Source organism: Rhizobium acidisoli, assembly GCF_002531755.2.
Taxonomy (GTDB): Bacteria; Pseudomonadota; Alphaproteobacteria; order Rhizobiales; family Rhizobiaceae; genus Rhizobium; species Rhizobium acidisoli.
Window position 1 is genome coordinate 171569 of record NZ_CP034999.1, and the last position, 12307, is coordinate 183875.

The 12307-nt window shown below is 60.4% G+C and carries 14 protein-coding genes and 2 pseudogenes; 4 read left to right on the forward strand and 12 right to left on the reverse strand.

Annotated elements, in window-relative coordinates; all coding sequences use genetic code 11:
• Positions 1-5: 5 nt before the first annotated feature.
• Both CO657_RS23150 and CO657_RS23155 read right to left on the reverse strand, forming a co-directional pair.
• A complete protein-coding gene (locus tag CO657_RS23150; RefSeq protein WP_054185341.1) occupies positions 6-275 on the reverse strand; it encodes a type II toxin-antitoxin system prevent-host-death family antitoxin in 270 nt (89 codons plus the stop codon).
• Between the two features lie 158 nt (positions 276-433).
• The gene (locus tag CO657_RS23155) at positions 434-916 is read right to left on the reverse strand and encodes a hypothetical protein (protein WP_054185342.1); all 483 of its coding nucleotides are present in this window, start codon (positions 914-916) and stop codon (positions 434-436) included.
• A 503-nt stretch (positions 917-1419) separates the two neighbouring features.
• Here CO657_RS23155 and CO657_RS23165 point away from each other — a divergent pair.
• Entirely contained in the window at positions 1420-1725 is a 306-nt protein-coding gene (locus CO657_RS23165; protein ID WP_012489498.1) for a WGR domain-containing protein, read from the forward strand.
• A 64-nt stretch (positions 1726-1789) separates the two neighbouring features.
• On the opposite strand, the gene CO657_RS36875 is transcribed toward CO657_RS23165, so the two are convergent.
• From CO657_RS36875 to CO657_RS37430, 6 genes and pseudogenes are all read right to left on the reverse strand, one after another.
• On the reverse strand, positions 1790-1957 hold the full coding sequence (locus CO657_RS36875; RefSeq protein ID WP_004676096.1) for a hypothetical protein: 168 nt from the start codon (positions 1955-1957) through the stop codon (positions 1790-1792).
• 345 nt (positions 1958-2302) lie between these two features.
• Entirely contained in the window at positions 2303-2626 is a 324-nt protein-coding gene (locus tag CO657_RS23170; RefSeq protein WP_004676095.1) for a DUF736 domain-containing protein, read from the reverse strand.
• Positions 2627-3232: 606 nt separating this feature from the next.
• Entirely contained in the window at positions 3233-3631 is a 399-nt protein-coding gene (locus CO657_RS23180) for a type II toxin-antitoxin system VapC family toxin (RefSeq protein WP_054185343.1), read from the reverse strand.
• Positions 3628-3894, reverse strand: a complete 267-nt coding sequence (locus CO657_RS23185) for a type II toxin-antitoxin system Phd/YefM family antitoxin (protein WP_004676093.1) — start codon at positions 3892-3894, stop codon at positions 3628-3630. The genes CO657_RS23180 and CO657_RS23185 overlap by 4 nt, the downstream gene beginning before the upstream one ends.
• Positions 3895-3978: 84 nt before the next feature.
• A pseudogene (locus CO657_RS23190) lies at positions 3979-4907 on the reverse strand (DUF2493 domain-containing protein).
• Positions 4908-5237: 330 nt separating this feature from the next.
• Positions 5238-5497: pseudogene (locus CO657_RS37430) on the reverse strand (toprim domain-containing protein); the annotation flags it as partial.
• A 302-nt stretch (positions 5498-5799) separates the two neighbouring features.
• Here CO657_RS37430 and CO657_RS23195 point away from each other — a divergent pair.
• The 3 genes from CO657_RS23195 (at position 5800) to CO657_RS23205 (ending at position 8517) form a co-directional block, all read left to right on the forward strand.
• Positions 5800-6990, forward strand: coding sequence for a DUF1173 domain-containing protein (locus CO657_RS23195; protein WP_054185344.1), 1191 nt, complete (start codon positions 5800-5802; stop codon positions 6988-6990).
• 512 nt (positions 6991-7502) lie between these two features.
• Positions 7503-7949 carry a MerR family transcriptional regulator gene (locus tag CO657_RS23200; protein WP_245293022.1) on the forward strand — a complete coding sequence of 149 codons (447 nt, stop codon included), beginning with the start codon at positions 7503-7505 and terminating at the stop codon, positions 7947-7949.
• Positions 7939-8517: a PIN domain-containing protein gene (locus CO657_RS23205; protein ID WP_054185346.1), complete on the forward strand. Its 579-nt coding sequence runs from the start codon at positions 7939-7941 to the stop codon at positions 8515-8517. Before CO657_RS23200 ends, CO657_RS23205 begins: the two co-directional genes overlap by 11 nt.
• A 43-nt stretch (positions 8518-8560) precedes the next feature.
• Here the strand turns inward: CO657_RS23205 and virB11 are convergent, their stop codons facing one another.
• The 4 genes from virB11 to CO657_RS23225 are packed head-to-tail and all read right to left on the reverse strand — an operon-like array spanning position 8561 to position 12307.
• Positions 8561-9589: a P-type DNA transfer ATPase VirB11 gene (gene virB11, locus CO657_RS23210; RefSeq protein WP_054185347.1), complete on the reverse strand. Its 1029-nt coding sequence runs from the start codon at positions 9587-9589 to the stop codon at positions 8561-8563.
• An 8-nt stretch (positions 9590-9597) separates the two neighbouring features.
• On the reverse strand, positions 9598-10773 hold the full coding sequence (virB10, locus tag CO657_RS23215; RefSeq protein ID WP_054185348.1) for a type IV secretion system protein VirB10: 1176 nt from the start codon (positions 10771-10773) through the stop codon (positions 9598-9600).
• Between the two features lie 8 nt (positions 10774-10781).
• On the reverse strand, positions 10782-11639 hold the full coding sequence (virB9, locus tag CO657_RS23220; protein ID WP_054185349.1) for a P-type conjugative transfer protein VirB9: 858 nt from the start codon (positions 11637-11639) through the stop codon (positions 10782-10784).
• Entirely contained in the window at positions 11636-12307 is a 672-nt protein-coding gene (locus CO657_RS23225; protein WP_054185350.1) for a VirB8 family type IV secretion system protein, read from the reverse strand. The genes virB9 and CO657_RS23225 overlap by 4 nt, the downstream gene beginning before the upstream one ends.

Sequence of the window (12307 nt, forward strand, 5' to 3'; positions counted from 1 at the left end):
TGGTTTTATGAGCGGCCCACCTCGTCCTCGCCGGCATAGGCGTCGACGGTGTTTTCGAGTTCGGCAAAAAGCTCGTCGGGCATCGTTTCGATAGTGCCGACGGTGCGTCGGTCTGCCTGCCTGATCAGTTGCTGATAATCTTCGATATTGAGGAGAACCAGCCGGGGTTTGTTCCGCTGGGTGATCGTCACCGGATGACGCAGCGCCTCGGCGATGATGTCGCCGGATTTACGTGAGAGGTCACTGGTTGAATACGTCCCGCTTGGCTTCGGCATATGGGCTTCCTTGTTGCTATCGCTGGGATTTACAGCGCTTACAACATTACTGCGATTGTTGTGAAACTTCGCAGCCGTCCTTCCTCGGCTCACTTGAGGGCCATCGGCAACTGAGAGGCAACCTCGTCTGTCGCCTCTCAGTATGTGAGATGGTGCTGCTACCACCATGACCAAACGGCGCGCCCCGCATAGACCGGGATGCGAGTTGCCAACGTGATATCCTTGATGATCGGCGCCAGCGAGCCGAGTTCGTCCGCAATCAGCGCAACGAGCTCAGGATAGTTGATATCGACGCCAGTGTCGTCGGCAGCCCAAGCGGTCATCCAATCGCCGCCGTTGACGCGGAATTCACGCGTGTCGTAATCAAATTCGAGTTCGTCCAGCAGATTGATAGTGAAGCGCCCGAAAATCTCGATCTCGCCCTCCAGCTGATATTCGGCGAATTCATCCTCCCCGATGAGAACACTTCGTTCCAATTCCATGATGACGCGGATCCGATCGATTGCCGCGTCGAGCCCCTCAACCAGGCGATCGTGAAGCTCTCGCGAAAAATCGCTGTCGCAGCCGAAGCGGTTTGCCAGGACGACGAGCCGGAAGCCGGCAAGCTTGGTGTAGAGCATGAGGTTCTGATCGGTTGTCACAATGTGATCTCCTTCATCTTGATGACGGAGTTCGGCCACTCTGTTGCAAAGAGGGGTCAAGGACCGCGGAACGCGGCTCGCAAGCGGGGGAACCGATTTTTCCAGAGCGCAGTGAAACGCAGCAGCGGAAAAATTGGGGGAGACGCGCCGTCCTTGACGCCGGATTTGCTGGAGTAAAATTGGACGTCAGAGAGAGAAGAGACCCGCGGACCCGAAGGGGACGCGACCGTTTCCGGCGTGAGCCGGCAGCAGGTGTCGAGGATAGAACCCCGCCCTGCGGCTGGGCAATTCGCTCACGTCATTCCGCGAGAGGGGGCGTGACCGGAGGCGCAGACGGTGTTCGGGCTCCGTGAGCGGAGCGAATAGCACCCGGCCGGCGATTGGCCGGCTCGCCCAAATCCATGATCTTCGGCTTCGACGATCATCACAAAAATGAATCGGTGTGGGCCGATCGATTCATAAGTGTCGTTAGACGCAAAAGCTGGAAGAGGCGACTCTCCGTCATGCTCACTCAACCCTATCAGCTCTACATCGAACGCACGGACGCGACGAAAAACATGGCGCGCTTCTACGCGCTCGCAATCGAACCGACGTTGTTCGGTACACCTTGCCTGACGCGGCGATGGGGACGCATCGGAACGATCGGACAAGCCATGGTGCATCACTTCGACAGAGAGGAGGATGCAGTCCGTATGTTCCTCGAACTTCTCCGATCAAAACGGGCGCGCGGCTATAGGCCGAACACAAATGCCGGACGGGAACCCATGGTCCGGGCTGTCCGCGGAAGTCTTCCTGGTCCTTGCCGGTGATTATCGGAGTGAAGCGCAGCTTCGGGTCGACGCGCCGGCCCAGGCGAGGAGGCAAACGCCGCCCTCAGAAGGGTGGCGCGGCGTCGATGGCGCCCTCCTGCTCGGCGATCGCTACCCTCAGTTCGGCCCGAGCGATCTCCAGCTCCGCTTCGATCTGGCGGCGCTCAGCCGGATCGGCGTTCCTGAGCTCGGCCCGCAGTTCCTCAACCTGAATTTCGAGTGCAATCGTCATCGTCGTCATCTCCTGAAATGTGAAAGATGACGCCCGGGGTCGTGAGGATCGGGCCGGGTCAAGGATCGCGTCAGCGACCGGCGGAGCCGGCGAGCGGAGGAACCGATTTTCTGACGGTGCCCTTCAGGGCGCCGGCTGAAAATTGGAGGGGCCGCGAAGTCCTTGAGGCGGCACGAGCCTCACGGCAGACTTCAAGTATCTGAGCAGACAGGGTCCTTGGTCTCGCGTGGCACGACAGGAGGATTGAAAGCGGGCTCGATGCCCGCTTTCAATCCCGCTATTGCGCGCAAAACTTGAGATACGGCGAAGCCGGCCCCGATTGCTCGGGGCCGCTCGCTTTGTTCTTCAGTTCGGGCTGTTCCAGAGGATCACCTTCTTGCTCGGATCGCCGCCGGGTGCCGGTGCGAGATTGCCGAAGATCACACCGATCTCGGGGGCCTCAAGCTTCACTGAGAGGTATTCCTCGCCGGTCTGCCGCGCGATGCGGTTCCAGGCGGCGCCGATCTCGAAGCCCGTCTTGCGGTGGATGACGCGGTAGTCGGGCGCTTCTTCGCTTGCCTTGCTGGCATTTGGGACGATGGCGATCGGGGCGTTGACCCGGATCGTGGCGAAGACGCCTTCGAGGATGCCGTCGGTCTTCTGCGTGAGCGTTGCGATCGTGGTGGCCATGGTTGTTGTCTCCTTCGGTTGCTCGGGACCATTCCCGATGGCGCACGAAGAGACGGCCGACCTGCTGCGGTCAGCTCGCCTGAAAATTTTGCAAAATTCTATTTTCCACCAGGACAAACGAACCGAAATCGAATTTTGCAAAAATTTCGGGCGAGTCTTACCCCTTCAGGGGTTGGCCGCAAAAGCAGGCGGTCGTCTATACGAGCGACATAAAACGGGAATGGTTCGGGGCAATCGAAGGCTGCGACAAACCATCATGGCCCCCCGGTCCAAGCACTGGGGGATATTGACCGCGCACTCCACGGACGCTTCGCCCGCATGTCGATCAACATAATACCCTCGCCCGCTCCCGGCTGCGGCAGGCTGTGAGCACCTCGATAGCATTTCTGCTGATCGGCGAGGTCGCCGCAGCACCGCATTGCCGTCTGCAGACGCTCCAATCCCGGGTGAAGCTGTTCACGCGGGCGTCGAATGAGTGATCTTCCCCAAACGTGCCCGCTCCCAAGCACCTGAGCCGCCGATGGGTCGCCAGGTACATCGCCATTGGCAAACACGCAACCGGAACGGTCTGAGCCGGCTTCATCCGCGGAGCCAAGCTCGGTGAGATCACCAGGCAACAGGATCGGAGCAAGTCACAAACGGAATGCCATAAAGCGCGACATTTTGATCGTCCGAAACCAAATACGCTCCCTCCGCCACGGCTTGCGCCATGAGCAGATGATCGAAAGGATCGCGGTGATGAAGTGGAAGAGCAGCGAGAACGATAAGATGCGCGTCCGAGATATCCAGCCGGTCGAAACCTTGATCCGGCAAAATCGCAACAATCTCTTCGATATCGGCATCAAGTTTGCCGATGCGCAGCTTCACAGTGATTTCCCAAAGGGAGACAGCACTGACGAGGACATCATTCTCGGGATCGCCGATAAGGCGACGCGCATGGTTCCCTAGCTTCTCGTCGTCGTTCAGCCACCACAGCAAGGCATGTGTATCGAGCAGCAGCCTCACGTCCCGTCTTCCATGGACTTCAGAACATCCGCCGGCAGACCATCGAAGTCATCGGCAACTTTGATCTTTCCGCGCAACGCGCCTGGTTTCCGCATGACGACGCCGGCTGACGGCGGGCCGATTTCGGCGACAACCTTGTGATGCGACGTCAGGACGAACCGCTGGCCGTCTTCGACCTGCTTGAGGAAAGACGTCAGGTTGCCGCGAAATTCCCGCACGCCGACACGGCGGGGAGATGGTATCTGCTGCCGAGATTGGGTCATGGCGAAGCTCCGTTTCAACGGCAAATGTGTACACAATTTTTACGAAATGCAAGCATCTCCTTCAGCCGTATGGACAGATGGCGCTTACGCGCCATCTCCCGCCGCTTGCCAAACGGAGATGCCAAGTCGGCGGGCCTTGTCGGCCAGATTGCCGGGGAAGATGACGACGCCAGCCGGCATGACCGAGAGCATGTCGTCATTTGCGGCGGAACGGTGCGGCCTTGGCGTGCTTCGTCCAGTTCGGCTTGAAGGCGATCTGTATCACCTTGCGCGCTTCTGCCCAGCAGGCAGCGATACGTTCGGCGCCCTTCGGCGAGCCGCCGTGCAGCAGCACCATGTCGGGATATTTAGCGAGGGCTTGATCGAGTTTCGCCCAGATTCGTTCGTGATCATTGTAGTCGATGCCGCCGCCGGAGGCGATCTTGGTGCCTGCCGGGATCAGCACTTCGGTCTCGGCGCGCCGGCGGGCGGATAGAAAGTCTCTGGAGTCGATCATCGCCGCGGTCATGTTGGCGTGGCTGACCTTGGAGCCCGTCCGCGGCCGCTATGCCGAGCCGCATTGGCTTCGAAGAGGTCGCCCGCATAGGCGTGCATGAACTCGAAGGCATTGCGGCGCTCAAGCAGCGTGATGCCTTCGGCAACGAGGCGCTCCAACTCGACACTCTTGACCTCCGAGCCGTCCTGCTCGCGCTGACCGTTGCGTTGGCTATCCTCATTACGCTGAAGCTCAAACGCTGGATGCGCTCGCCGGCGCGGTGGAAGAGATTGACCGTCGACCACAGGAGGTCTTCGAGATCGGGCTCCAGGCGGGTATCGCCGAGCATTTCGAATAGAGCATCGAACATGGCGGTCAGCGCCGACTGGACGACCGGCTCCTCCGGCAGCGGACGCGGGTCCGGTTCATCCTGGAAGGGGCGATGGCCGTAGATCTGCATCTCGTAGATGAAACGGTCGGTTGGGGACGAGGCGGGGCGGGGCTCGAAGGCGTCGTCGATGGGAAGACTTAGGTTCATGATGGTCTCCGTCGGATTTGGGCCGCGCCTCTCGCGGCCTGACGGCGATCCCTGTCCACGCGGCAGACGGGCCGGAACCGCGGCGCCTGACGCCGCGGCCCAGCGAAGCGCCGGGCGGCGGAAGGAAGGTTTCTTGCTGTGCCAGGAATGGCGGGCCGCACGCGGCCTAAGCCAGGGGAAGAAACCTGAGCGACCCGCTGAAGGCCCGCCCGCCGCATGGTAAGGGTCGCCTCTCGGCAGGCCCGCGGGCGGGCGCCCACCCGTGCGGCGACCGGCAGAGACCGGCCATCCTGTAGGCCCTCACGCCCTCACCTTCCCCGTCCGGCTCGATCATGCGGGCAGAAAGGCCAGAGCGTTTTCCAGAACGAGCTGCGCCCTGAGATTAGCGATGAGCCGTTCCGGACTGAGCCGGCGCAGATCCTCGTTGAAGTCGCCGAGCTCCGGGGCAAGCACTAGCGGCAGGATCCCCAGCGCCTGGGCGCGGCAGCTCAATCCCTCGATACGTGCCGGCCGGCCGCATCGGCGTCAGCTGCGATGTAGAGACGCCGGCAGCCATTGGGCAGTCGGAAGGCGGCAAGGTGATTGGCGGTTCAGCGCCGGCCGGCTCGAAGGGCTGGGTAGCACGCGATTAGAACTCACTTTATGCTGGCGCAGCCTCTACATTTTGACGGGCTGACTTCTAATCAACGCACCGTTGACTTCTAATTATCATGATCGTTAATTTTAATTTTTGGAGGCTGGAATGCACGTTCCTGCCTATGGCGTTGAAATCGGCCCCAGCGGCCGTAACATTTACATACTAACTATTTTGCGCTAGTAAAGTCCGCGAAGCTCATGCTACGCCTTCCTTTTACGGTTCGATCAGCCTTTGGTCAGGCAAGGGAGGAACGACGTGCGACAGTTTTTGATCGGCAACCAGGCGTTCGACGACAGTTCTCCAGAGTTTCTGCCGCAGCTCGAACGCGCTTACGAACAGAAGCTCAGGCCACTTTGCCAGTGCCGGCAACCGCCGGTGCCGATGTACATTGCCCGGATGGATGGCCAATTCCTGATCAAACGCATGCCGCTCTCAGGCCGGCAGCATGATCCCGGCTGCTCGTCTTACGACCCGCCGTATGAGCTATCCGGCCTCGGGCCGTTGATCGGCAACGCCATCCAAATCGACGCGGCGACCGGTGCGGCAACGCTGAAACTCGATTTTTCGCTGTCGAAACGAGGGGGCCGATCGACGTCGACATCGCCTTCGGAGCCGTCGGAGACTGTGCGAAGCGAGCCCAAGAAGCTCTCGCTCAGGGCGATGCTCCATTATCTCTGGGACATGGGGGAGCTGACGGAATGGACCTCGCTATGGGCCGGGAAACGCGGCTGGGGGCGCGTGCGCAGCAGTCTGGTGAACGCGGCAAAGCAGATGATCGTCCGCGGCGGCCCTCTCAGCGATATCTTGTTTGTCCCGGAAGTGTTTCATCAGGACGACAAAGAGGGGATTTCAGCGCGGCGTGCGGCTATGTTGGCCGGCGCCCAGTTAACCGGTCCCGGTCCGCGGAAACTGATGATGACCGTCGGAGAGGTAAAGGAATTTTCCTCAGCGCGCGATGGCCAGAAGATGCTGGTGCGCCACCTGCCTTTCCCCTTCATGCTCGATGAGGGTGCGTGGAAACGGTTGAATGCCCGATATGAAACCGAACTGGAACTGTGGCGATCCAACGAGGGGTTTCATCTCATCGTCATCGCCACGTTCGGCATTTCGGGAGCGGGGATAGCTTCGGTCGAGGAAGTGGCGCTGATGGTGGTCAACGAGAACTGGATCCCGTTCGAAACCATCCATGAACAGCGTCTCCTGGAGCGGCTCTCAAGCCTGAAGCGAAGGAGCGTGAAAGGACTCCGGTTCGATCTTTCGCGCGACCAGCCGATTGCCTCCGTGACCTTACCGGAGGCAAAGCCAGCGCCGATCGCCATGTTCATCGTTCCGACGAAGGCCGACGAAGACTATGACGTTGCACTGAATGAGATGATCGCCGCGAGAGCCGAGATGACGCCGTGGATCTGGCGTGTGGCCGAAGGCGAAATGCCGCGGCTGCCATGATCCACACCAGCCTCCTTGGTCAGCGACGTAGACGCCCTAAAAGGAAGCCATCGCCCGGGCGATCTCGACTGCGTGAAGCTATATCCCGGTCAAATCGGCCCAGAGAACTCTCTGCCATTTCTGCATAGCTGCACTGCACAAAAAATGTTTTACCAGGCGGTCAAAATATGAGCATATTGCCTCCAGTTGATGCAGTCGATGGTTTTCCTCCCAGTGCCATCGTATCAGCTGTTCCCCTCTGGAGGTTATTGACCTTCACACCTTAAAGGGCCCTGGTTTTCCAGCGGCCCTATTTTTCTGCATAGTTGGTGAGGCGGCCCCTTTGCATTGCACGATCACATCGGAAGCGGAGCGCTTGCCGTTGGCGGTAACCCACGCTTCAAGTTGGCGGGTCGAGCTCGTTCGCCGCGCGCTCCTATGGCACCCGGAAATCGGAGATGGAAAGCGGAAGATATTTCAGTTATTGCAGTTATGAGCGACTTGCCCTATATACATGGTCAGAGGTGTTCGCCATGACCAGCCATGTTCTTCAATTTACCAAGTTGTCGGATCGCGACCGCAAGGCCGTCGCGCCTATGCCAAATCTGGCGGAGGGCGACCAACTGGAACTACGGATTCGCCGTGAAGGTGGACAACTTCAAACCCTTTCTCTCCCAGCCTCGGCTCTCGCGCCTGTCGAGGCACTCCTCGATCATCTGTTGCGCGGCAAGCGTGTTGCCGTGCTCACGGAAGATCAGGAATTGAGCCCGACCGACGCCTCCACCATCCTCGGCATCTCACGTCCTCTCGTGGTGCTGCGCATGGATCGCGGCGATCTGCCCTTCCGCTATGTCGGCAAGCACCGCCGAGCCAAGTTGAAGGATGTTCTCGCGCTCAAGGCCAAGCTCGATGCTCGCCAGAAAAGCCTCGACGCGCTGGCCGAGGACACAGAGGATCTGACCGTCAATCATGGCCTCTAAGCCGCCTGTCGCGGTCTATGATGCCTGCGTCCTCTACCCTTTCCATTTGCGTAATGTCTTGGTCCAGTGTGCTTTCGACGGTCTCGTCGACGCACGCTGGACCGACGACATCCACGCCGAGTGGATTCGCAATCTGGCCATCGGCTCACCCGAGATACCCTTCTCCCGTCTGGAAGCGACCCGTGATCGGATCAAGGAAGTTTTGCCCGATGCCGATGTCGGCAACCACCGAATTCTCATCCCCGACCTCTCGCTACCGGATCCGGATGATCGTCATGTTTTAGCTGCAGCCATCGCCGGAAAGGCTTCTGTGATTGTCACGTGGAATCTAAAGGATTTCCCAGCCGCGGACCTTCGGCCTCATGGGGTGGCCTGCGCATCGCCAGACAATTTCCTCGTGGGCCTCCATTCCACCTTTTCGAGCGCATTGATCGACAGCATCAGGCGCGCCCGGTTGAATTTGCGGAAGACGGTGCCGGCGGTTCACGAATTCATTGATGCACTGGACCATCAGGGGCTCCGCGCGTTTTCAGTGGTCCTGCGTGACAAGGCCGCACAATTGGACTGACGGTCGAGACCAACAGAATTGTTAGAGGCCCGGACGCAACCTGTTAAGCTCGATCCGACGAAGAGCGGCCGAGGTCAGTCGTGGCGTCTCGATAGTAGATCTCGCTCACCCGAAACCGGCCGTCGATCCGCTTGCATTGGATGATGATGTCGACCGCGATCGTCAACATCTCGCGGATGTCGTGCCGTTCGAGGTCCCCACCACCCTCCGACTCCTTGACCAGCAAAGTCAGCTGCTCAAAGGCGAGGCGGGCGGAGTCGGCATGGACCGTGGTGATGGAGCCAGGATGGCCGGAGTTGACATTGCGGATGTAGTAGAATGCCGTCCCGTCCCGCAGCTCCTGCAGCAAAATGCGGTCGGGCCGCATGCGCAGGCAGGATTCGAGCAGGTCCTTCGCGCCGACCTTGGCGAGCCCCTGCCCGCCTTTGGAGTAAAGGAGCCGAACATGGTTGGGCTGCGGGACCACCAGCTCGGGAGTGTCTTCGATCGAAATAATCCGCTCGCTTTGCGGAATGTGGCGGATCAGCGCTTTTGATAGAGTTGTTTTTCCCGACCCGGTGGCGCCGGAGATGATGATGTTCTTTCTTGCAAACACCGCCTCCCGGAGAAACGCTTTGTAGGCGCCAATGCGATAGTATTCCAACAGCCTTTGGTCCGATCGGCTCCCGTCGCCGTCGACCCGCAAAACGTCGGCGAACAATCCTCCATGATCGAGATCCTCAAGGGTCAGCGACACGAAGGACGGCTTGCGGATGGTGATGCTGACGGTTCCCTTCGTCGTTGCCGGCGGGATGACGATCTGGATCCGCTCATCATCCGGCAGGGTCGCCGACAGGATCGGCCGCGTCTCGTCGATCGATTGATCGGAGAAGCTCGCGACGGCGCGGGCGAGACGCATCAGCCGGTCGAACGAAAGTTCGGGCATCTCATAGGTCTGCCATCCGTCCCTACCCTCCGTGACGACCTGTCCCGGCCGGTTGACGATGACCTCATAGAGCGTCTTGTCGCGTAGGAAGCGTGATAGTGGCGAAAGCAGTTCGCGCACGACGCCGGAGTCGGCAGCTTCAGTCATTGCCGAACCTATTTTGTCACGAGCTTCGAGGAGGGGCTGAAATCCCCAAGGACAGCACGGTCATAGACACGATTGCGGGGCTCAGTCACACGAAGCCGGTAGACGCTGGAGAAATCGAGATCGCGTGCGACGAAGATCGAAACGAGCTCGCCCTGATGTTTCAAGAGCGTCGGCGGAATGTTGATCGATTGCTCGACGGCGATCGCCGCGGCCTGCTGACCGGCACTGGTGGTGTTTCGCGCTTCGACATCGCTGTCCTGCAGCCGGCTGCTGGCATAGGAACTGGCATCACCGACGATCGACAGGAGCACTGCGCTGCCAAACCGCTCCCACCAATGGGTGTCGACATAACCATCGATGCCGGCCCGGCCAAGCGCATCGGTTGCCGGCGATGCCAAAGTGATGATCACGCCTTTCGGCGTCTTCGCCCGGTTCCAAAGGGCAAACAGACGCTTTTGTCCGCGCCGAATGCCGCCGCGATATTCACCGACGATCTGCGTGCCTTTTTCCATCAGCACCACGCGGCCGTTATCTGAAAGAACGTCCCGGTTGATGACGCAGCTCGTGAACCCCGGCTGATCGGAGGAGAGCGCGGTCTCGAGAACGCAAGGAATGGACGTCCCCATAGCGACGATGAAATCGCGGTTGCCAAGCGTGCCGGCGCGCGATCCCTGCAACTGCGTCGGCGTCAGCAAGCGGTTGAAGCGCTGATCTTCGTTTTCGCCCTGCGAGGCGAAGCCGCCGGGATTGGCGCCGAGCGGCACGTAATTCGAGGCCTGATCCGACGCCTCGCCTTGATCCTGCCGCCGCGTCGCCGGCGATTTCTCGCCGCCATAGGCGATGACCGGCGCACGGCGGGCAGCGTCGAGCAGCTTATCGTCGTCCGTGGGCGCTTGTTCTGTGACAGCGGGCGTCGGCAGTTGGACCTGCGGAAGAGGCGCTACAGGCTGGACCGGTTCCTTCGCCGGTTCGAAATCCGATGTCTGCCGGATGACGACGCGCTCCGGCGGGGCACCGTCTGACGGCTTGTCCTGCCCTCGCATCGACCAGAGAGCAAACGCGACAAAGACGACGATCGCCAAGGCGACAGCGCCACGTTTGAGGATCGGGTTATTGTCGAGCCGGCCGCCGGCCGACGTCTCGGCGCGCTCGCCCGGGATCTGGGTCATCTCTTCCTCGGCCATGTCACCTCCTATTGCGCCGCGCCGGGCGGCACTTTGACGACGCGCTCGACCGATGGTGACGTCGTGTTGGTCTCGGGATTGGTGCCGACGCGATCGTAGGCTTCGTTGAAGACGCAAAGCACGTCGCCGCCACGGCGCAGGATGAACTTGCGGCTGATCGCGTGAACGAGGACGAGATTGCCGTCGACTGACTTCGGAACCAGGCTTTCGCTGCCGTCGGAGTTTTCCATATAGATCGCCGGCATTTCCTGGTTGCCGGCAAAAGCGAAGGTGGTGACCTTGCCGTTGTCATAGACCGCTTGCGGTTCGAGCGCCTGAGATCCTTGCGCGGAATAACGCCAGTTGCGCGGTCCATAGGCTTCGTGAAGGGCAAGCACGCGATCGGCCTCACCGGCCTCCGCCGCCTGCGCGCGCGCAGCCGCTTCCTGGCGGCGCCGCTCCGCCTCATCAGCGGGATAGCGATATTTCACATAGAAATAGGTGTTCTGACCGGCTTCGACGCTGCCGTCGCGGACGGTGAGTTCCATCTGATAGCTGCGGGTCGAGCCGTCCCGTCGTGTCGTCACGACCGAGATATTCGTCACCGGCTGATTTTCCCTGGGCTTCAGGAACAGGATGTTGCCGGCCGGCGCCACTTCCCAAGCAACGCTGTTGCCAAGCGCCACATGAGCGATTTCCTCGTCGGCGGCGAATTCGATTTGCACCGAAGACCGCAGTGTGCCGACGACTTTGGTGATGTTATAGGGCTGGTAGTCGACGAAACGGATGCGGCTGTCCTGCGCGGCGCCGCGCGGCGTCTCGAGGGCGAGCGCTGCAGACGAAAACCCGGTGGCCAGGATGAGCGGAAGGAGAAAGTGCGGTCTCAATTGATGGCCTCCGGATCGGCGCGATATTCGCTGACGACGAAGCCGAGCGGATTGGTCAGCCGGTCGGTCGAGGACATCGGAGCGTTGGCATAGGAGAAGGTCAGGGTCGTAACCCAGTGCGTGGTGCGCACCTCGTCACCGCGGGTCACGGTCCTCATATAGCGGACGGATGCCACATTGGCATTGATCAGCGAGATGGAAACAATGTTGATCCGCGACGTGGCGCTGCGGCCATAAATGTTCTGCGGGGAATCGGGATTGCTGCCGCGGTAGACAGCGGCAAATCGAGTCTGTTCCGGCTGCGTCGACAGCAAGGCGACGGTGCGGAAATTCTCCTCACCCTCGCTCCAGACGTAGCCCTCGCGGGCGCGGACATATTTGGCCGCGAAATATTTGGTGACGGCCTCGTCGTAGGTGCCGGCGGTCGATGTCAGCGCCGAGACCACATCGACGATACCGGTGGAATTATCGACCCGCACGACGAAGGGCTCGACGGTTTTCAAAGGCGTGAGGCCGGCAACGGCAAAGACGGAAACGGCAGCAAGCGTCCCGGCGCAAGCAGCGACGAACCAGGCAATGCGGGCGGAACGCTCGACCTGGATCATCCGGTCCTGATCGAACCGACGGGCCTTGTCGAAGTAACTTTTGAGGTTATCCGTGGTCACCAT

Excerpts from the sequence above, each read along its gene's own strand:
- CO657_RS23200 (WP_245293022.1), top strand. The coding sequence starts at position 7,503 with ATGACCAGCCATGTTCTTCAATTTACCAAGTTGTCGGATCGCGACCGC.
- CO657_RS23185 (WP_004676093.1), bottom strand. The coding sequence starts at position 3,894 with ATGACCCAATCTCGGCAGCAGATACCATCTCCCCGCCGTGTCGGCGTG.
- CO657_RS23170 (WP_004676095.1), bottom strand. The coding sequence starts at position 2,626 with ATGGCCACCACGATCGCAACGCTCACGCAGAAGACCGACGGCATCCTC.
- virB10 (WP_054185348.1), bottom strand. The coding sequence starts at position 10,773 with ATGGCCGAGGAAGAGATGACCCAGATCCCGGGCGAGCGCGCCGAGACG.
- CO657_RS36875 (WP_004676096.1), bottom strand. The coding sequence starts at position 1,957 with ATGACGATTGCACTCGAAATTCAGGTTGAGGAACTGCGGGCCGAGCTC.
- CO657_RS23165 (WP_012489498.1), top strand. The coding sequence starts at position 1,420 with ATGCTCACTCAACCCTATCAGCTCTACATCGAACGCACGGACGCGACG.
- CO657_RS23205 (WP_054185346.1), top strand. The coding sequence starts at position 7,939 with ATGGCCTCTAAGCCGCCTGTCGCGGTCTATGATGCCTGCGTCCTCTAC.
- virB11 (WP_054185347.1), bottom strand. The coding sequence starts at position 9,589 with ATGACTGAAGCTGCCGACTCCGGCGTCGTGCGCGAACTGCTTTCGCCA.
- CO657_RS23225 (WP_054185350.1), bottom strand. The coding sequence starts at position 12,307 with ATGGTGACCACGGATAACCTCAAAAGTTACTTCGACAAGGCCCGTCGG.
- CO657_RS23150 (WP_054185341.1), bottom strand. The coding sequence starts at position 275 with ATGCCGAAGCCAAGCGGGACGTATTCAACCAGTGACCTCTCACGTAAA.